Origin of the sequence: Clostridium perfringens ATCC 13124, from assembly GCF_000013285.1 — a bacterium.
GTDB lineage: Bacteria > Bacillota > Clostridia > Clostridiales > Clostridiaceae > Sarcina > Sarcina perfringens.
Window position 1 is genome coordinate 2,124,377 of the sequence record NC_008261.1, and the last position, 20,397, is coordinate 2,144,773.

Below are 20,397 nucleotides of genomic sequence, written 5' to 3' on the forward strand. Positions count from 1 at the left end.
TTACTCATCCTCTCCAACAGGCATATACTTTTCAAGATATTCATCTCTAATTCTCTTAAGCTCTGTTCTAGGTAAGATCTTAAGTAATTTCCATCCAAGATTTAGAGTTTCCTCTATTGTTCTGTTAGTTGTGAAACCTTGTGAAACATATTCATTTTCGAAAGCTTCAGCAAATTTAGCGTATGCTTTATCTACATCTGATAATGCTGATTCTCCTAAGATAGCAGCAAGTTCTTTTGCTTGCTTACCTTGAGCATACGCTGAGAATAATTGGTTCATTGTATCAGCGTGATCTTCTCTAGTTTTTCCTTTACCAATACCTTTATCTTTAAGTCTTGATAATGATGGTAAAACATCTATTGGAGGCATTATTCCTTTCTTGTAAAGTTCTCTTGAAAGGATTATTTGTCCCTCAGTGATGTATCCAGTTAAGTCTGGAATTGGGTGAGTCTTATCATCTTCAGGCATTGTTAATATTGGAATTTGAGTTATTGAACCTTCTTTTCCAACTAATCTTCCTGCTCTTTCATATAATGTTGAAAGGTCAGTATATAAGTATCCTGGATATCCTCTTCTTCCTGGAACCTCTTTTCTAGCTGCAGAAACTTCTCTTAAAGCTTCACAGTAGTTTGTTATATCTGTCATTATAACAAGAACGTGCATTCCTTTTTCATATGCTAAGTACTCAGCAGTAGTTAATGCCATTCTTGGAGTAGCTATTCTCTCGATAGCTGGGTCTGATGCTAAGTTCATAAATAGAACTGATCTATCTATAGCACCAGTTTTTGTGAACTCATCTACGAAGAATTCAGCTTCTTCGAAAGTTATACCTATAGCAGCGAATACAACTGCGAACTTAGAATCTGAGTTTAAAACTTTTGCTTGTCTTGCAATTTGAGCAGCTAACTCTTTGTGTGGAAGACCTGATCCTGAGAAAACAGGAAGTTTTTGTCCTCTAACTAGAGTGTTAAGTCCGTCTATTGCAGAAATACCAGTTTGAATAAATTCTGATGGATAGTTTCTAGCAACTGGGTTTATAGCTTCTCCATTTATATCTAATCTCTTCTCTGGTATTATATTTGGACCATTATCTTTTGGTCTTCCCATACCATCGAATACTCTTCCTAACATATCTTCTGAAACACCAATTTCAAGTGGTCTTCCTAAGAATCTTACTTTTGTATTTTTAAGGTTGATTCCTGCTGAACCTTCGAAAAGCTGAACCATAGCTTTATCTCCGTTAACTTCAAGAACTTTACCTCTTCTTAACTCACCAGTTTGCATTTCTATTTCAACTAGTTCATCGTATTTAACACCTTCCACGCCTTCAACAGCCATTAAGGGTCCTACAACTTCTGTAACTGTTCTGTACTCTTTAAGCATTTAGAACACCTCCCTCGCTGATTAACTTGTTCATCTCTGATTTTAATTCAACTAAGATGTCATCCATCTTACTTATTTCTTCTTCTGAAATATATTTACTTCTTGCAATTCTATCTCTAACAGGAAGTTTTAATACTTTATCTAAATAAACTCCAGCTTCTAAAGCTTTTTCAGCCTCATGTTTGAAACTTAAGATTAAGTTTAACATTTTGTACTGTTTATTTAATGAAGTATATGTGTCATTCTCATGGAATGCGTTTTGTTGTAAATAGTCTTCTCTTATTGACTTAGCAACTTCAAGTTTTAATCTATCACCTTCTGAAAGTGCATCCATACCAACAAGTCTTACTATTTCTTCTAAGTTTGCTTCTTCTTGAAGAAGTGCCATAGCTTCTGTTCTTAATGCTGACCAATCGTCTGCTACGTGAGCATCCATCCATTCACCCATTTTTTCTAAGTATAATGAGTATGATGTTAACCAGTTAATTGATGGGAAGTGTCTCTTATATGCTAATTGAGCATCTAGTCCCCAGAAAACTTTAACTATTCTTAAAGTTGATTGTGTAACTGGCTCAGATATATCTCCTCCTGGAGGGGATACTGCTCCGATAGCTGTAACAGCTCCTTCTCTTCCATCTTTACCTAAAGCTACAACTTTACCAGCTCTTTCATAGTAATCAGCAAGTCTTGATCCTAAGTATGCTGGGTAACCTTCGTCTCCTGGCATTTCTTCAAGTCTTCCTGACATTTCTCTTAAAGCCTCTGCCCAACGTGAAGTTGAGTCAGCCATGATTGATACTGAGTATCCCATATCTCTGAAATACTCTGCTATTGTTATACCAGTATATATTGATGCTTCTCTGGCAGCAACTGGCATGTTAGATGTATTAGCAATAAGAACTGTTCTCTTCATTAAGCTTTCCCCAGTTTTAGGGTCTTTAAGTTCTGGGAATTCGTTAAGAACGTCTGTCATCTCGTTACCACGTTCTCCACATCCAACGTAAACAACTATCTCAGTATCTCCCCATTTAGCAACTTGGTGCTGAACTACTGTTTTACCAGCTCCGAAAGGTCCTGGAACGGCAGCAGCTCCACCTTTAGCTACTGGGAAGAAAGTATCTATAACTCTTTGTCCTGTAGTCATTGGCTCAACTGGATTTAATTTTCTTGCATATGGTCTACCTTTTCTTACAGGCCATTTTTGCATTAATGTTAAATTCTTATCACCTTTTTCAGTTTCTACTACAGCGATAACTTCTTCTACATTGAAATCTCCAGCTTTGATTTCTTTTATTGTACCTTCAACGCCGAAAGGAACCATTATTCTATGAAGAACAACGGCAGTCTCTTGAACTGTTCCTATTACGTCTCCAGCTGAAACCTTATCTCCAACCTTAGCAGTTGGCACAAAAGGCCATTTTTTCTCTCTATTTAAAGATTTAACTTCTACCCCTTTACTTAAGAAAGCAGAATTAGCTGCTTTCATGAAAGCGTCTAGAGGTCTTTGTATTCCATCGAACATTGACTCTATAAGTCCTGGTCCTAATTCTACTGAAAGTGGTTCTCCAGTAGTTATAACTGGGTCCCCAGGTCCAATACCTGATGTTTCTTCATATACCTGGATTGAAGCCTTATCTCCTCTCATTTCAATGATCTCTCCGATAAGACCCTTTTCTCCAACTTTTACAACGTCATATACATTAGCTTCATCCATACCTTCAGCAACTACTAAAGGACCTGAAACCTTGATAATTTTCCCCGTTTTCAAGTTATCTACCTACTTTCTATAAAATGTTAACGCCAACTGCTTTTTCAACGTTATCTGATATTCTTTGTTTTCCTATATTTAGAGTTCCTTGATTGCTTGGAATTAATATTACAGCAGGAAGTACTTGTCTTGTATATCTCTCGATAGTTTCTTCTATATTCTTAGCTACGTGCTCTGTAACAAAGATTACTGCATAACCTGTCATTGCAAGCTTATCAATTGTTTTTCTAGCTTCTTCATCTTCAACTACAGGGAACACATCTATTCCAAGAGCTTTGAAAGCTAAAACTGAATCTTTATCACCTACAACTCCTATTTTCTTATACATATCCATCACGCAGCCTTTCTCTTATTACTTCCTTAGTAATATTGTTTAATTTACCAACCATGATAGTTCTTATTTGCTTTATTTCATTCTCTTTAACATACATATATGTTAAAACTGGCTCTAAACCTTTAGTTACTATTTTAGCTTCCTTCATTATACTCATAATGTGATTATCAATAAGCTTTTCAAATTCACTAACTGATGAAGTCTCTATGTAACTAGCTATACCTTCTCTTAGTACTTGTGAATATTCTTTACTACTTAAGTTGTTTGGAATATTTTCGATTGTATCTAAGTATAAACTTCTAAACTTACTTGCATCTATACTACCACCTGGTACTATAGCATCTAAAAAGAAGTTAACATTTTTATCTTGCTTTTTAGCTCTTAATAATGTTTTTACATTATTTAAATCTATAAGATTAGTAAGATATCTATCTAAAGCCTTATCTTTTATATTTTTCTTATTTGCAATTTCATGAATATGAGCATATAAGTATTGATCTGCGATTAAATCTATAAATTGAGGATCATTAGTTTCCTCAAATTTTTCAAATATTTTTCTTAAGCACTCTTCCATTTTCTTAGGAAGTCTACCAAAATCTTCTCCATTTATTGCAGATTTTAAATCATTTACTCCCACCATACCAACTGGTATTAGCATTTGGGAAAAATCTTTATCTAAGATTTTCCCCTTAACTAACACTTTTATGTTATGATAGTCATATTTTAAAGCCATAACATCTATGATTTCTTTTAAAGGACTAGCTTCATACATAGTTTTATATAATCTAACTAACTCATTTGATAAAAGAATTTCATAATCATCTGGTCTTCTTACTTCATTCATAAATGCTGCATACTCTGTTTCTTGTAGAACTTTTAATGCACCTTCTGAAGTGTTTGCATCTATCATTCTTTCTATTTGAGCTTTATCAAGGAGTTTCTTTTCGTATACTCTGATTCTAGGAATTAATTGCAAAAATTGCATTGAATCCATTCTTCATCCTCCTTAATCAAATAATACTTTGTTCACCTCAAACTCTAACTCTCCTCTTAAAGAGTTAATTAAAGCTTCAAAGGTATTATTTATTTGTATTCCATTTCTATCTAATATGAAGCCACCATTAAATTTGCCTTCCATATTTAATGTAATACTTCCTTTTTTTCCTTTAGATTCAAGTTCTTTATTTAATGCTTCCAAGAACTCATTGCTAAATATATCTTTATCTTTTTCATTGATTATAATAACTTCTGTTCCTTCTAACTCTAAAGAATCTAAAGTTGAGATAACATAGTATTTATAATCTCCATTAGAAAGATTTTGTAACTTCTCTATAGCTTCGTTAAATACTTTTGATATAACGTCTTGCTTAGCTCTTAACATATCATTTCTTACTGATAATTTAGCATTTGAAATTATTCTTGCTTTTTTAACTTCTGCTTCTATATTAGCTTTAGTTATTATTTCTTCTTTATCCGCTTCTGCTCTATTAGTTTTCTTAGATATTATTTTATCTTTTTGGGCTTCAGCGTCAGCTAATATATACTTTTTCTTTTCTTCAGCATCATTTAGAATCTTGGAAGTTAAATTATTTAAATTTGACATTCCCTTCACTTCTCCAATCTTTGCTTACTATTATTGTATTACGCTTGCACCATTTACTAATAAGAATGATATAACGAATCCTAATAATGCATATGTTTCAACCATTGCTGCGAATATGATACCTTTAGTATTGTGCTCTGGTCTTTTAGCTAAGATTTGGATACCAGCTGCAGCTGCTTTACCTTGAGATATACCTGACCATAATCCAGCGATAGCTATTGGTAAACAAGCAAATAATAAGTATAATCCTTTAGCTAATGATGCATCACCATTACTGATTTGGTTAAATACTAAGAAACCTATAACGAATCCATAAAGACCTTGTGTACCTGGTAATAATTCAAGAACTAATGCTTTACCAAACTTTTCTGGTTCTTCAGTAACTAATCCCGCTGCTGCTTCCCCAACTATACCAACACCTTTAGCTGATCCTATACCTGACATACCTACAGCTAATGCTATTCCAAAAGCTCCAAATATTAATCCTCCGTAATTTGCCATAAAATATGAAATCCAGTTTTCCATAATTTAATTCCTCCTGAAAATATAATGTTATTTTAATTTAATTTTAACTATAATTTATTTATTTCTTTTTATTGTTATGAATTTATTTATTGTTCTAAATGGTGTGAATGCTTTTCCGCCACCTTCATAGAATTTTGAGAAGTACTCAACGTACTGTAATCTCGCTGTATGAACATATGCTCCAAGTAATGATAAAAGCATGTTAAATGTATGAGCTGCTATAAAGAATAGAGGTCCTACAATTATAACTGCTATTCCTGGGAACATACCTATTATTAAGTTAAGTGCAGCTGCTATTGATCCACCTGCAATACCTAAAGCCATAAGTCTTGTATATGATACTAAGTCTCCTACGTATCCTGTTATACCGTATAAGGCATATAAACCTTGACCTATTTGAGCACCTTTTGTTTCTTCATCTCTACCTTGTGTTAAGATTATTAATATTGAACCTACTATTGATAATACTTTACCTACTAAGCTTATAGGACCATCAAAGAATATCATTGGAAGACCTATTAAAAGCATAATCCATGATCCTACATCAAATAAAGCATATAAATATTGCTTATCTCTGATTAACATGTACGCTTTTATAAATAATCCAAAGAATATTTGAATAACCCCAAATCCAACTGATAAAATTAGTAACAAGTTGGTATCTTTACTTGGATTTATAAGTCCTATAGATTTCAATTCAAATCCAAAGGCAGTACCAAATACTGCACCTGCAATAGTTGTAGCTATACTTAAATACATAAAGAATTTAGCAAACTTTTCTTGTGCCTCATCTAAATTAAGTAATTTCATAGCTAATAGTGATCCTACAAATAATACTAGTCCGTATCCTAAATCTGCAACCATCATGCCGAAGAATACTAGGTAGAAAGGTGTTAAAAGTGGTGTAGGGTCTATTTCATCATATCTTGGTAAGCTATACATTTCTGTTATTGAATCGAAAGCTGCTGCTGGTCCCTTATTGTGTAATTTAACTGGAACTTCTGCAACCTCTTCTTCCTTAACTTCTTCAAACTCAAGATAATACATATCTCCTACTGAACTTTGAATGATTCCTTCTAAAGAAGAATTATCATTTTTAGGAACCCAACCTTGAATAACAACTACTTTATCTGTTTTTAAGAAGTTTTCACTTGCTTCTTTTCTAAGAAGTATGTTGCTGTAATATTCATAAGCTAGTTCTAAAGTTCTCTTTTCTTCTCTGTAATTTGAAAGTACTCCTTTTAAGTCTGATTTTTGAGCTTCGATTTCTTGTATCTTTAATTTAAACTCTTCAACAAGAACTGAAGCTTTTTCTTTGTACTTAGTTTGGAACGCTGAAAAACCAAAGTTCTTTAAAACTTCGTCCATTTCTTCAGCTCTTTCTTTCATTGTCATTACAAAGACATATGAATCTTGGTCAGTGTTAGAAATAACTTCTATATAACTTTCCTTGAATTCGCTTTCAATTTCGTTCTTCATGTTTTCAAGGTTTTGACTTGAAATCACACCTAAGAACGCAACTACTTTTTCAAAATTATTTAATTCACCTAGTGGAGCATCGAAACTTTGCCATGGCTCTAAGATTTCTATTTCACCTAAAAGTTTTGTCTTTTCGTTTTCTAGAGTAGCAAGCTCTCTCTCCATTTTCTTAACCTCTGAATAAACGACTTCCCAGTTGCTATTTTCAACCTTTACTTCTAGCTCATCCAAAGTTAAGCTTTCTTTACCAGCTTTTAAAGCCTTAAGTCCTCCAACTTCAGCAACAAACTCTTTTAAGAAGTCTAAAGCTGATCTTGTTTTTGAAACATTTTCTTCTATAAGAGTTGTTTCAGCATCTAAATCATCTTTGCTAAGAGATTCAAAGACTTCATTGCCTTCCACTTTTTCTTCATCTTGTAAGTTTATGAACTCAACTTCTGAAGAACTTTGAATTTTTTTAAGAAGCTTTTCTTTCTCTGATTCAAAGGCAAGTAAGGTGAATTTATTCATCTTAACTATTGCCATTAGTTTTCACAATCCTCTCAATAACTAAATTTACTGCTGAATCAATCTTAGAACCTTTAAGACTTGATACCTCAGCACATTGTTTTTCACCTTCTGAAAGTATGACCTCAGCCTCTTTTCTTCCGGATTCCTCTGCATTGCTAACAATTCCCCTTGCAACATTTTTAGCTTCTTCTATTATTGAGTTATATCTTTCATCAGCTTCTATTGTTGCATCAGAAATTATTTTTTTGCTTTGCTCATGAGCTTTTTTAATCATTTCATCAGCTTGCAATTCAACTTTTTTAATTTCTTTTATTGCTTCTATTGCCAAAGTTTCACCACCTTTATATAAGGAATTTTTATAAAATATATATTAATACTTTATATAGTATTAATTAACCCTTAATATTAATTATACATGAAAATTAACTTAATTCAACATAATTTTATGAATGTATACATTTTCAAAGGTTTTTTTGCAAAAATCCACATTACATTTTTTTGAATAAAAGATTAAAACTATTAACATTTACAAAAAGTCGTATTAATATCTTTGCATATTGTATATTAATACGACTAATATACTAATAAATTTTTAATTTTCCATTTATTTCATTTCTACTTCTACATATGAATCATAGTCAAAATTCATTTCATCAAATATAAGATATTTTGGTTCAAAGTTAATTTCCCCATTTTTAATGTAATTAATTATATCTATTTCAAATTTTTCTATATGAGCTTTTTTAAATGGCATTTGTCTATCAAAACTATCTTTTATATTTTGCTCATCTTCTTTTGTAATTGTTCTAACTAAAAAGTCTGGTAACCACCTCTTTTTATTAAAGCATAAATAATCAAATTTTAAAACTTCCTTAAATAGACCTTCATCCTCTCCTCCTATCTTCTCAAGATAAAAATCTAATAATATCTTATAATATTCAACATTTCCTATGCTTCTCTTGAAATTACCCTTCTCTTCAAAGAACATAGCTAAATCATAATAGAAATCAAAAGGTTTTTCATATATATTTAAGAAGAATTTAATTACATTATTAAATTTACATGAATTATAGTATTTATCAACCATTGCTTCCACTTTCTTCAATAATAAAAGCTCTTCATAACTTATATCTTTACTTCTTATTATTTCATATGGAGCATAAGGTGAATAAACTATTCCCCACTTTTCAGCTTCCTCTCTCATTGAAGATCCCTTTAATAATTTTAGGAAACCTAATTGAATTTCATCTGGTCTTATGGCATGAACATCATTAAAAGATTTTTTAAATGATTCTAAATCTTCTCCTGGTAGTCCTGCAATTAAATCTAAATGTTGCATTACATTTTTTCCTGCTGCAACTTTTAATACTTTCTCTTTTATATTTTCATATGTAATATATCTATTTATATTATGTAGAACTTCATTATTTGTAGTTTGAACTCCAACCTCTAATTGGAATCTTCCCTTTGGAGCATTATTTAATATTTCTATTTGCTCCTCTGTTAAAAGATCTGCTGCAACCTCAAAATGGAATCTTGTCTCTGTATCCTGTTCGCTTAAATATTTAAGAAGCTCCACTGTGTATTCTCTATTACAATTAAAAGTTCTATCAACAAACTTAACTAATTTTAATCCTCTTTCCATGAAATATTTTAATTCTTTCTTTACTCTTTCTACATCTAAGAATCTAACTCCATGCATTACAGATGAAAGGCAATATTTGCACTTAAAAGGACATCCCCTTGAAGCTTCATAGTAAACAATCTTATTGTTTATATCTTCTTCATAAGTATAAGGGAACACTAATTCATTCATATCCATTTCAGGTCTTTTAGGATTTTCAAAGACTTTTCCGTCCCTCTTGTAGTTTAATCCTTTTATATCTTCTATTTTTCCTTCTCCAAGCTTATAAAGAACAAACTCTCTAAAAGTTTTTTCTCCTTCTCCTACTATTACATATTCACCTTCATGATTTTCTAAAAATTCTTTTCCTTCATAAGAAACTTCTGGTCCGCCATAAAGTATTTCTATATTAGGATCAACAAGTTTTATAAGTTCAGCTAGTCTATTTACAAATTCCATATTCCATATGTAACAGGAGAAAGCCACTACATCTGGTTTCTCCTCAATAATACCTTCTAAAATATTCTCAACTCTATCATTTATTGAAAACTCTTTTATATCACCTTGGAAATCTAAATCCTTTGTAAATGCCTTCAGGTACCTCACTGCTAGGTTGCTGTGAATGTACTTTGAGTTTATTGCTGTTAGCAGTATTTTCATTCTTTATACTTCCTCTCTTTATTCCTTTGATAAATATTATTTTATCACAAACTTTAGTTTCCTCTATTTCAAAATATTTTTCAAGTATTTTTTTTGAGCTATCTACTGTAAACTCATTAGAAATACTATTATCTATAAATTCAAACTCTTTTTCTTTATTTCCTGTCATTAAAACTTTAACCTTATCATTTACAGTTTCTTTTTTTTGCTTTTCTCTATCCCATATATATAAGTTTCCTCCAAATCTTACATTGCTCCATATGTTTTTTACAACATCTTCAACCTCATTTTTATGCAATTGACTTAAAGAAAAGAAAAGCACACCATTATCATATTGATTTCTATATTCTCCATTAAAACTTTCAACATAATAATCTACACTTATTTCACTTTCTGTTTGCTTTAAAATATTATAAATAATTCCATAGTTATTTATACCAACATCTAAAGTGTTACCTTTAAAATTTATGTTACTCATATCAAGTATAACTTCTCTCACCATAATACCACTCCCAATTTATTCCATATTAATTTCTATTATACATTTAAAGAGTAATTCTTTCTATGCTTATTAGAAAAAATTACTCTTATAATTTTATTTTCTATAATTATTTTTTTATATTTTAAAATTCAAACTAATTACTTAATTTATTTTTTCTTTAAGGATATTAGGAACTTAATACCTAAAACTCCAATTAATATAAAGTTTATTCCTAATATAACAAAGTAATTATAAATAGGTATGTTATTTATAGTGTTACTTTTTTCTAGTCTAAAAAGTACCCCCTTATTTCCATCTAGTATATAAAGATTCTTACCTATTATTTTCATATCATTTATATATGAATTTTTATCTAAATATATTAATTCTTTAACCTCTCCCTCCTTTAATAATTTTGAAAGAGTATTGTTTTTGTTGTTAAAGAATAAAAATGAATTCTCATCTCCTAGAATTGTTCCTTCTCTATCTATTAATAATGTATTTATATTTCTAGTACCCTCACTTTGGTATAGTGGTTTTGGCATTACATAGCTTTTATGTTCATCTGTTATAAAATTAATTATAGGTTTTCCTTCTTCTCTAAATCTTGGAGAATTAACAGGATCTCCCCCACTATAATCTGGCCAACCATACCAAGTTCCCTTTCCTTCTATTTTATATATATAATCTGAATCTCCACTTAAAGGTCTATACCCCTCATCTTCCATTCCTCCAACAATTGCAAAAATCTCTCCTGAACTATTTAAATCAAAGCCTTTAACATTTCTTATTCCATAGGAATATAATTGCTTTTTCTTGCTCTCTATATGAAATTCTATAATAGCTCCATTACCTAATATATTTCCTTTCACCTTTTCTCCCTTTACTGTCTTAGTATTATATGGCACAAAAGCTCCTTTTTTATTTTCATCATAATTTCTTCCACTTAAAACAATATCTACTGGAGGAATATCAGGATTTTCTCCCTCTTCATCTACTATTCCAGAATTTGTAGAAGTCCCTATGGTTAAATAAAGCTTTCCATCATTTATTAAAATCCTAGTATCCTCTTTATTTATTCCCTTATTAGGAATGTCCTTAATTAAAACTTCTCTTTCTGAACTTTTTATGTTATAAGATACTAACTTTTCATCTAAAGTATAATATAAAAATTCATTATAATATTCTAAATCATATATATTTCCCTCTTCTTTTAATTCCAAAAACACATTATTATTTCTATCTATTTTCAAAATCTTATTTTCTAATGCTATATAAATATTCTCTTCATCATTACATAAGGCTCTTGCTCCCTTTAACCCCTTTAGTATTAACTCTTCACTAAAACTTTCACTTTCTAAATATTTACCATCTTTATTAGTAAAAAAACATATTATACTTCCTAGTAATGCACTAATTAAAATTAAACTTATAAACTTTATAAAATTCTTCATATTTCCTCCCTAAAAAAGCCTCAATAATAAATTTTAACAATTAAAAACTCATAGATAATTAATAATAATTACCTCCTATATAATGAATATTTAACATAAGTTGTGAATATTCATTATTATTGAACTTTTAAATAGGGTGGTGATTCATTGAGTAAAAATGATTTCTATAAAAACTCTTTCATGCTAACAGCCTCTAACTTAACAACTGGATTATTAGGTTTTATCTTTTCTATGTACCTATCAAAGGTACTAGGCCCTGAAGGAATGGGACTTTATGGTATTATAATGCCTATTTATAATTTATTTATATCAATTATGACAGCTGGTATAATTGCATCCATTTCTAAGATAACTGCTGTATATTCAGCAAGAGATGATTATAAAAACATAATTCGAACAATGAAAGTTGTGGCTATTTTTAATTTTATTTGGTGTCTTATAATAGGAATATTTGTATTTTTCTTATCACCTATAATCGGACATTTTTGGGCTAAGGATCCTAGAATAATAAAATCTATAATGGTAACTTGTCCTGCTATGATATTTATAGCACTTTCAAACATATTAAAGGGATTTTTCTATGGAACTTCAAAAATCACTGTTCCTTCTTTTATAGATATTTTAGAAAAATCTTTACGTATCTTTGTTTTAGCTATATTAATTTTTATATTTAAAGCTGAAACTTTAGAGTCTTTAGTTACTTTAGCTTACTTAGCCTTATGTCTTGGGGAACTACAAAGTTTAATACTTTTATTTGGATATTTTAAATACTCAATGAGTAAATTTCCAAAAACAAATGCAAAAGGGGAAAGCCGTGCTCAATTATTATTTGATGTTTTAGTAACCTCAGTACCTTTATGCTTAAATGGATTTTTAATGAGTATTTTTAGCGTTATCTCAACACTTTTAGTTCCTAAACGGCTTATAGTTGCAGGATTTACTTATTCCCAAGCACTTTCTCTTATAGGAAAATATTCTTCCATGGCAATGTCCATAGTAACTTTTCCTATAATTATAGTTTCTTCAATAAACACTATGCTAATACCTGATTTATCTCAAACTTTAAGTAAAGGGAATTATCTTTCAGCTACTAAAAGAATTAGAGATGTTATTAAAATAGCTTTTTTAATAGGTATTTGTACCACAGTAATTGGACTATGTGTTCCTGACTCTTTAGGTAAATTATTCTTTGGAAGAGATGATTTAGGAGAATATATAAGAATAACATCAGTAATGATGCCAATAGTATTTACTTCAAATACTATGTATGGAATTTTAAATGGACTTGGAAGACAAAATGTAATTTTAAGAAATACTATAATAACAGAAGTTTTAGAAGTTACATTGTTATTTTTCTTAACTGCAATACCATCTATAAATATTTATGGTTATGCAATAACTATGCTTATAATTTCATCACTTTCCCTTTGTTTAAACCTTTATGAAATATATAAAAATATAAATATAGGTTTATCCTTATCAAACTTCTTAATATATATATTAACAGGAGTTTTAACCTATATATGCTTAAGTCCACTTTCACTAAAGCTTTCTTTTATTGATTTTAGGATTCAAGTTTTAGCTGTAACTTCTATAGCAGCTTCTATATTCATATTTTTAATAATAAAGGAGAAATTCTCATCAAGGTTTAGAAAAATCTCTTTAAAAAGCAGATAGGAATCTATATCAAAATATAATAATAAAACTTACAAACAGTATGAAGAGAATATCTAGTAATTCTCGGAATATGTTTGTAAGTTTTATAAAAAGTTATTTTGATGTATAGCCTTCCTTTTTTGAAAAAACCTTAAACTCTTTAGTTTCTCCAAGAACTCTCATTATTTTTAATCCTTTTTCTTCATTTAAGTTGTAATGTTTTACTCCTAACTTTTCTATGGATTTCCCATTATCTAAATCATCTATTATAACTAAAGGTTTTAACCTCTTAACTAATTTTTTCACTTCTTTTTTATTTTCTTTCTCTGAGTCAATTAAATTTAAAATCTCAACTCTACAATCTTCTATATTACTAAGGTTAATTGCACTATTATAAGCCTCTTCTGATAAAACAGCTAGCTTAATATTATCTACAGTAGCAAAAATCATACCTTCCTTAGAATTCTCTACTTTCTTTGCATTTAAAGAAATGCTTTCCTTGTTATAATTAAATCCCTCTTCCATAGATGCTATTTCTATATTTTTTTCCTTTGTAAGATTACTTACCTCTTCACTTACTCCATTTAAAGTGGGAAGAAGTATTTTCTTTACACTACTTTTATTTATGAAAGTTTTTATAAGTTCATCAGTTTCTTCTTCCATAGATCTTAAAACAAACAAATCAATTTCCTTTAAATTTTCTTTATTTATTCCTTCTATGATTCCCTCTACATTATCACCTTCACTTATAAGAACAGTTTCACCATTACTTCTTAAAATTAAGATTTCTTCATCATAGCTTAGAAATTCTATAGTATTAGGATTTTCCTTTGCCAAAGCAGTATTACCTCCAAGAAATAAACATGATATTAAACTTATAAGAAATATTATTCTATTTACTTTTATTTTCCTCATAAAATTCACCACCTATACCAATAAAATCCCCTAAAAATTATTTTTTATACTACTTATAGTAATAAAAAAGAGCTATATAGAGTAAAAACTCCATATAGCTCTTTTTTTATTATTTTAATCTAGTACCAAATTCATCTTGCTCAATTAAACCTTTTTTCATAAGTCCACCTAAGGCCATTTTAAAGTAATTTTTAGAAGTTTTAAAAGTATTTCTTATTTCATCTGGAGTACTCTTATCATTTAAGCTCATAACTCCACCATTTTCTTTTAAGTAATTTAATATAGTATCTCCTAATTCATTTCTTTCCTTAAGTTTATGATTTCTTAAAGATAATCCTACTATTCCATCTTCATAAACCTTTATTATCTTACCTTTTATATTATCTCCTGGTTTAATATTTGTAAAATATTCATTTTTAAGAACCACAGCTCTATGTTTATTATTTATTGCTACTCTTAAAGAACCATTAGTTTGGTATCCATAAACTATTCCTGAAACTTCAGTTCCCATTTTAGGTTCTTCTATTTCATCTAAGTATTTATCAACCTCTGTTGTTGCTGCTAATCTTCCTGTTTTATCTACATAAATATATACTAAGTACTTTTTACCCTCTTCCATTTTGTACTTTTGTTCTTTTAATGGAACAAGTATATCTCTTTCTAAACCAAAGTCTACAAAAGCACCTATTTTAGTAATAGATTTAACTTCTAATAAAGCAACATCTCCAACAACAGCTAAAGGCTTTTTTAATGTGGCTATAAGTCTATCTCTAGAATCTCTATATATAAAAGCTTCTACCTCATCTCCAACCTTAATTTCTCTTCCATCTAAATTTCCAGTTGGAATTAATATATCATCAGAAGTATTTCTAGTTCCTCTGTCTAAGTAGTATCCAAAATCCGCTTCTCTTACTACTTTCATTTTATTAAATTGTCCTATGTTTATTATCATAAGCTCCTCCTTTATTTAATATAAAGATTTTTCATCTTTACATATTCTCTTCTTGAATTTTTTATACTTTCAATTTCATCCTCAGTAAGTTTTCTAACAACCTTTCCTGGAACTCCCATGACTAATACGCCCTCTGGTATTTCCTTGTTTTGACTTACTAAAGTTCCTGCAGCAATCATAGTATTTTTTCCTATTTTTGCTCCATTTAGTATTATTGCTCCCATACCAATTAAGCATTCATCCTCTATCTTACACCCATGTATTATAGCACCATGTCCTATAGTAACACCACTCCCAATTTCAATAGTGTGCTCCTTATCAACATGTAATACTGCATTATCTTGTACATTGGTTTCATTTCCTATTTTAATTAAATTATCGTCTCCTCTTATTACAGATCCAAACCAAATTCCACAATCTCTTCCTATAGTAACATCACCAATGATATCACTACTGTGAGCTATAAATGTTTTTTCCCCTATTTCAGGCTTCTTTCCTCTAATTTCAATTAACATATGATCACCTCTTAGTCATTCTTGTAATTTTATCATATGAAAGTAGAATATGTCTACTTATGCTTTTGTATGCTTAATTTAATCTTTTCTATTTTAAAGATTTCCCTAATAAAAATTAAGATACTTTAGTTTAAATGTACTTAACATTATATACTTAAAAAATCATATATAAAAATAATAAATAAAACACATTTAATCTAAATATTATAAATATTATATACTATACTAATATTTATAAAGAGGTATTAATGGATAAAAAATCTATACCCTTTGATAAGCTTAAGTTTTATTATGGAATTCCCCATTCCCATACATCCTTATCAACAGGAAAAAGTAGTCCTTATGAATCCTTAGAACATGCTCGCTCTAATGGATTGGATTTTTTAATAATTACTGATCATAATAAATATTTAAGCGAAACTATCAAAGAAAAAAATAAAGAAATTTCAAAATGGGAGTATTTAAATAAATGCATAAATAAATTTAATAAAAAACATTCTGACTTTTTAGCCTTATGTGGTTTTGAAGCTAAATCAACAACCTTAGGTCACTTAAATATCCTATGTCCTAATACATTTTTTACTGGAATAATTCCAGACATTAAATATCTATTACTTTGGCTCATTAATGATCACACAGCCTTACTTAGTATTAATCATCCTAAAAATTCCATAGCTAAAAAAATTGAATTTACTCCTATTTTAGATAAACTTTTATGTTCTATAGAGGTTGGAAATGGAATTCCGCCTAGTACTTATACAAGATATGACTCTCAATTTTTCTCCCTTTTAGATAAGGGATTTAAACTAGGAGCTATAAATTCCCAAGACAATCACAAATTAAATCAAGGAGATAGCGAAAATTTAACTTGCGTAATTTCACATAAATTAAATAAAAACTCCTTACTTGATGCATTTAAAAATAGACATATATTTTCAACGGAATCAAAAACTTTAAAAATGCTATTTTCTTTAAATTCAACCTTTATGGGGGGAACAATAACTGTAGATTCCTCTTCAAAAATTAGCCTCTATTTACAAGTTGAAGATCATATAAACAAAATATCTAAAGTTCAAATTTTAACTAACCAGGGAAAAATCATTAAAGAAATTAAAGATATAGATTTGCATAATGTTAAATATATTTTTGAAAAGGAAGTTTCTTTAAATGAAACTTGGTTTGTAGCTAAAGTTTATTTAAATAACAATAAAGAGGCCATGTCCTCTCCCATCTTTGTTAATTATGAATAAAAAAACAAACTCCATTAATAATGGAGTTTATTTTTTTGAATCCTTATTATGTTTAACTCTATTTGGTTTTGCCTTTGGTTTAATAACAACTTTTTTCTCTTTTTTAAGCTTTGGATATCCATTTCTAAGAATATCTAAGAACCATAAGAATAATATAGTTGCTACTGCAGAAATTGCTAACACAATCCATTGATTCATAGGGATGAATGTAGGAATAAGGAAGATTATTATTGCTGCAGCTAAAATTATCCATTTATTAATTTTAACTTTGTTAAATACAAATCTACTTAATAATGAAAATCCCCCGAAAATCACTACTGCTAAAAGTATTATTTGTAAAATTAATACAAATATTCCCATAGTTTTGCCTCCTTGCATAATACTCCTTATATAATATATTAGTCTAAAAGAAAAACATTTTCAAGTTTTTAATTTTTAAAGTTGTTCTTATAAAATTAACATTTATAATATCATTTTTATTAATGTGTTAAATTAATAAAAATATATTTGTTATTTTCAAAAGTATATATAGTATTTCTATAAAAAATTTGATAAAATAGAATTATCATTTTATTCAAATTTTAAAGAGGTGATACTATGTCTTTAATAAACACATCAACTCATTTAGATGAATTAGATTTACAAATTTTAGATATCCTAATTAAAGATTGCAGAACTCCTTACTTAGAGATAGCAAGAATATGCCACGTTTCAGGTGGTACAATCCATGTTAGAATGAAAAAGATGGAAGACTTAGGAATTATAAAAGGTACTAGAATACTTTTAAATTTACCTAAATTAGGCTATGATGTTACATGCTTCGTTGGTATTCATGTTAACTCAACTTCATCATACACTCATGTTTTTGATGAACTTTCAAAAATTAAAGAAGTAGTTGAAATTCATTTAATAACTGGGGGTTATGCTATTTTTGCTAAGGTTATTTGCAAGAGCATATCAGATCTTCAAGATATTTTAATGAACAAAATTAATCATATTGAAGGAATAAGCGGAACTGATACATTTATATCTCTATCTCAACCAATAGATAGAAATATAACCCTTTAAAAAAAGAAATAGCTTAAGCTATTTCTTTTTTTATATTTTTAACTATGAATAAAATACAAATTTCTACTAATAATATTAACATATCTTAGAAAAGGATGTGTTAACAATGAAAACATTAAATATTATTGCTCTTACTTTAGTAATAATAGGTGCTCTAAATTGGGGTCTAATTGGTATCATGAATTTTAATTTAGTAGACTCAATCTTTGGAATAGCTTCTATTTGGAGTAGAACAATCTATGTATTAGTAGGATTAGCAGGATTATACTGCTTATCATTCTACGGTTATTTCAATCGTATAAAAGAATAAAAATAAAGCTAAATCCCTATTAGAAATCTCTAATAGGGATTTAGCTTTTACATTTTTTCAATTATATCAAAAAGTTCTATGGCTGCTTTTTTAGGTCCTTCCTTTTCAAAACCTAAAACTCCTAAACAAGTTTTTATTTGTCCAACCTTCACTTTATTATTAAACATATCATCAAAATATTTATCTATTATTAAATCCATCTCTTCTTTCTTTTGCACTGGTCCAAAAGGATTAGCAAAATATGATTCCACTAAGCCATTTTCAGTAGTTGTTCCCTTTGCCATTCTAGCACCAGCTTTAAAAATTTTCTTAGCTTCCTCTGGATTATTAAAATATTCAATAGATTTTTCTCCCTCATCTACTCCATCATAATTATTAGCATAAAGGAAAAGATCTACATCATATCCCCTTATTATATCGTCATACTTACATACTGGCATAAGAAGTCTAGCATTTATCTTATCAGGATTCATAAATATACTTCTATCAATTTCTTTAAAAGCATACCCTTGATCTAAGTCATCAAGTCTTACAAAGGCTCCTATTTCAGTTCCATACCCCTTAATTATGCCATCTACATTTTTAAATACACCCATGTCATCAAAAATTATGGTCATATCACTTATATATTCTTCACTCAAGGCTCTAAAGGCTTCTAAACTTTCAGATTTTCCTGCTCCACTATCTCCCATTATTACAATATTAGCTTCTTTTCCATTTTTAAGAACCACGTTGACCATAGCTCCATGAATAGGCATATATCCTCTTTTTATCATTATTATATTGTGAAGAGTTAATATCATTTTTTTCATATATCCAAAGTAATCTATTTCTTCACTATAATTAGCATACCCTAGCATTATATTATTTTTTTCATCATCATAGAAACAAGTTTTTAATTCATCATCATCATCCTTAGCTCCGAAAACATAAATAATATCTGGTTTTACCCCTCTACATTCCTCTACAGTTGCTAAATCAAACAAATTACATAAACTTATTCCATGAGACATAAAATCTCTATGGAAATATACATATGCTAATAATTCCCCTACCTTAGCAGGATAACAAAACCATTCTTCACTATTTATATGAGATCCACTTAAGGGATTTTCACTTGTTTCTAAGAATATACCATCCCTAGTATTCTTACTTGGATAAGTTATAAATGGTGCTTCTAAGGATATTGCATCTATAAATGGAATATGATCTAGTATGGAATATTCTCTTGGACTTGGCCATATTAAATTACTTACCATAATACTTGCATTTCCACCAGCAGAAACCTGTCTAAGTATGTTAGGCATACTTCCTAATAGATTCTTTTGAAGTCTTCTATAAAATCTTAAAATTAAATCATTAAAACTTTTATTAGCATCTACAAATCCAACTGCTGCAATACCATCTTTTACTTTATTATTTTGGATAACAGTGTATCTTTCTAACTTTCTCCAGAATGAATAAACATCATCTATAATATTAGCAAAAGATTTCTTATCCTCAAGTAAACCTTCAAAAGCATCATTAACAACTAGTACCTCATCAGCCCCCATCATAGATAATAGTTTTAATGTACTTATTAAGTACCTAGATATAACCTTTATATCTTCAGTACCTATGGCTTCACTTAAGAATCTAAAATTATGACTCTTCTTATTTTTAGTTTTTTTCAAATAAGTTTCTAAAACTTTTCTAAACCCTTCGCTATTTATTATGGATTCAAAACTATCACAATACTTTGCAGTAAAGTTCATAGTTACTTTTCCATGCTTTAAGCAAAATTCTTTTCTCATTAATAAGCCCCCTTTTACTTTTTGCAAGTTTAAATATGAATATCTCCAATTTAATTATATCACTAAAGTTGTATCTTTCCAAAATCTTTCATTATTTATTTTAATTGTAATTATAAA

Annotated in this window: 20 protein-coding genes; 4 read left to right on the forward strand and 16 right to left on the reverse strand. The window is 29.2% G+C overall.

Annotated elements, in window-relative coordinates; translation table 11 throughout:
• The 11 genes from CPF_RS09180 to CPF_RS09230 all read right to left on the reverse strand — a co-directional run bounded on the left by CPF_RS09180 (window position 1) and on the right by CPF_RS09230 (window position 11,821).
• Window positions 1–1,383, reverse strand: a complete 1,383-nt coding sequence (locus CPF_RS09180; RefSeq protein WP_003449785.1) for a V-type ATP synthase subunit B — start codon at window positions 1,381–1,383, stop codon at window positions 1–3.
• On the reverse strand, window positions 1,376–3,151 hold the full coding sequence (locus CPF_RS09185) for a V-type ATP synthase subunit A (RefSeq protein ID WP_003449648.1): 1,776 nt from the start codon (window positions 3,149–3,151) through the stop codon (window positions 1,376–1,378). The genes CPF_RS09180 and CPF_RS09185 overlap by 8 nt, the downstream gene beginning before the upstream one ends.
• Before the next feature lie 16 nt (window positions 3,152–3,167).
• Window positions 3,168–3,485, reverse strand: coding sequence for a V-type ATP synthase subunit F (locus CPF_RS09190; RefSeq protein WP_003449642.1), 318 nt, complete (start codon window positions 3,483–3,485; stop codon window positions 3,168–3,170).
• Window positions 3,472–4,479 (reverse strand): V-type ATP synthase subunit C, encoded by a 1,008-nt coding sequence (locus CPF_RS09195; protein WP_003471636.1) that lies wholly within the window; start codon window positions 4,477–4,479, stop codon window positions 3,472–3,474. Before CPF_RS09195 ends, CPF_RS09190 begins: the two co-directional genes overlap by 14 nt.
• 12 nt (window positions 4,480–4,491) lie before the next feature.
• Entirely contained in the window at window positions 4,492–5,088 is a 597-nt protein-coding gene (locus CPF_RS09200) for a V-type ATP synthase subunit E (protein ID WP_003449544.1), read from the reverse strand.
• Window positions 5,089–5,118: 30 nt separating this feature from the next.
• Window positions 5,119–5,613 carry a V-type ATP synthase subunit K gene (locus CPF_RS09205; protein WP_003456004.1) on the reverse strand — a complete coding sequence of 165 codons (495 nt, stop codon included), beginning with the start codon at window positions 5,611–5,613 and terminating at the stop codon, window positions 5,119–5,121.
• Window positions 5,614–5,667: 54 nt separating this feature from the next.
• Window positions 5,668–7,617 carry a V-type ATP synthase subunit I gene (locus CPF_RS09210; RefSeq protein ID WP_011590922.1) on the reverse strand — a complete coding sequence of 650 codons (1,950 nt, stop codon included), beginning with the start codon at window positions 7,615–7,617 and terminating at the stop codon, window positions 5,668–5,670.
• On the reverse strand, window positions 7,604–7,930 hold the full coding sequence (gene ahaH / locus CPF_RS09215) for an ATP synthase archaeal subunit H (protein ID WP_003456023.1): 327 nt from the start codon (window positions 7,928–7,930) through the stop codon (window positions 7,604–7,606). The genes CPF_RS09210 and ahaH overlap by 14 nt, the downstream gene beginning before the upstream one ends.
• Window positions 7,931–8,206: 276 nt before the next feature.
• A complete protein-coding gene (locus CPF_RS09220) occupies window positions 8,207–9,886 on the reverse strand; it encodes a B12-binding domain-containing radical SAM protein (RefSeq protein ID WP_003455900.1) in 1,680 nt (559 codons plus the stop codon).
• Window positions 9,786–10,388 carry a hypothetical protein gene (locus tag CPF_RS09225; RefSeq protein ID WP_003456036.1) on the reverse strand — a complete coding sequence of 201 codons (603 nt, stop codon included), beginning with the start codon at window positions 10,386–10,388 and terminating at the stop codon, window positions 9,786–9,788. Before CPF_RS09225 ends, CPF_RS09220 begins: the two co-directional genes overlap by 101 nt.
• Window positions 10,389–10,534: 146 nt before the next feature.
• On the reverse strand, window positions 10,535–11,821 hold the full coding sequence (locus CPF_RS09230) for a PQQ-dependent sugar dehydrogenase (protein WP_011590923.1): 1,287 nt from the start codon (window positions 11,819–11,821) through the stop codon (window positions 10,535–10,537).
• A gap of 147 nt (window positions 11,822–11,968) precedes the next feature.
• Here CPF_RS09230 and spoVB point away from each other — a divergent pair, with 147 nt between their 5' ends.
• A complete protein-coding gene (gene spoVB / locus CPF_RS09235) occupies window positions 11,969–13,498 on the forward strand; it encodes a stage V sporulation protein B (RefSeq protein WP_003456025.1) in 1,530 nt (509 codons plus the stop codon).
• 93 nt (window positions 13,499–13,591) lie between these two features.
• Here the strand turns inward: spoVB and CPF_RS09240 are convergent, their stop codons facing one another.
• The 3 genes from CPF_RS09240 to CPF_RS09250 form a co-directional block, all read right to left on the reverse strand.
• Complete coding sequence (locus CPF_RS09240) at window positions 13,592–14,392, reverse strand: hypothetical protein (RefSeq protein WP_011590924.1); 801 nt, start codon at window positions 14,390–14,392, stop codon at window positions 13,592–13,594.
• A gap of 109 nt (window positions 14,393–14,501) precedes the next feature.
• Window positions 14,502–15,344: a CvfB family protein gene (locus tag CPF_RS09245; RefSeq protein ID WP_011590925.1), complete on the reverse strand. Its 843-nt coding sequence runs from the start codon at window positions 15,342–15,344 to the stop codon at window positions 14,502–14,504.
• An 11-nt stretch (window positions 15,345–15,355) separates the two neighbouring features.
• Window positions 15,356–15,859 (reverse strand): gamma carbonic anhydrase family protein, encoded by a 504-nt coding sequence (locus CPF_RS09250; protein ID WP_003449781.1) that lies wholly within the window; start codon window positions 15,857–15,859, stop codon window positions 15,356–15,358.
• A 248-nt stretch (window positions 15,860–16,107) separates the two neighbouring features.
• Here CPF_RS09250 and CPF_RS09255 point away from each other — a divergent pair, with 248 nt between their 5' ends.
• A complete protein-coding gene (locus CPF_RS09255) occupies window positions 16,108–17,109 on the forward strand; it encodes a CehA/McbA family metallohydrolase (protein ID WP_011590926.1) in 1,002 nt (333 codons plus the stop codon).
• A gap of 27 nt (window positions 17,110–17,136) precedes the next feature.
• On the opposite strand, the gene CPF_RS09260 is transcribed toward CPF_RS09255, so the two are convergent.
• Window positions 17,137–17,469 carry a hypothetical protein gene (locus tag CPF_RS09260; protein ID WP_011590927.1) on the reverse strand — a complete coding sequence of 111 codons (333 nt, stop codon included), beginning with the start codon at window positions 17,467–17,469 and terminating at the stop codon, window positions 17,137–17,139.
• A 237-nt stretch (window positions 17,470–17,706) separates the two neighbouring features.
• Between CPF_RS09260 and CPF_RS09265 the strand changes: the two genes are divergently transcribed.
• Together CPF_RS09265 and CPF_RS09270 are read left to right on the forward strand one after the other, a co-directional pair.
• Window positions 17,707–18,177 carry an Lrp/AsnC ligand binding domain-containing protein gene (locus CPF_RS09265; RefSeq protein ID WP_003449697.1) on the forward strand — a complete coding sequence of 157 codons (471 nt, stop codon included), beginning with the start codon at window positions 17,707–17,709 and terminating at the stop codon, window positions 18,175–18,177.
• 106 nt (window positions 18,178–18,283) lie between these two features.
• The gene (locus tag CPF_RS09270; protein ID WP_003459798.1) at window positions 18,284–18,487 is read left to right on the forward strand and encodes a DUF378 domain-containing protein; all 204 of its coding nucleotides are present in this window, start codon (window positions 18,284–18,286) and stop codon (window positions 18,485–18,487) included.
• A 47-nt stretch (window positions 18,488–18,534) separates the two neighbouring features.
• Here the strand turns inward: CPF_RS09270 and CPF_RS09275 are convergent, their stop codons facing one another.
• Window positions 18,535–20,280, reverse strand: coding sequence for a phosphoenolpyruvate carboxykinase (locus CPF_RS09275; protein ID WP_025648231.1), 1,746 nt, complete (start codon window positions 20,278–20,280; stop codon window positions 18,535–18,537).
• Window positions 20,281–20,397: the final 117 nt, after the last annotated feature.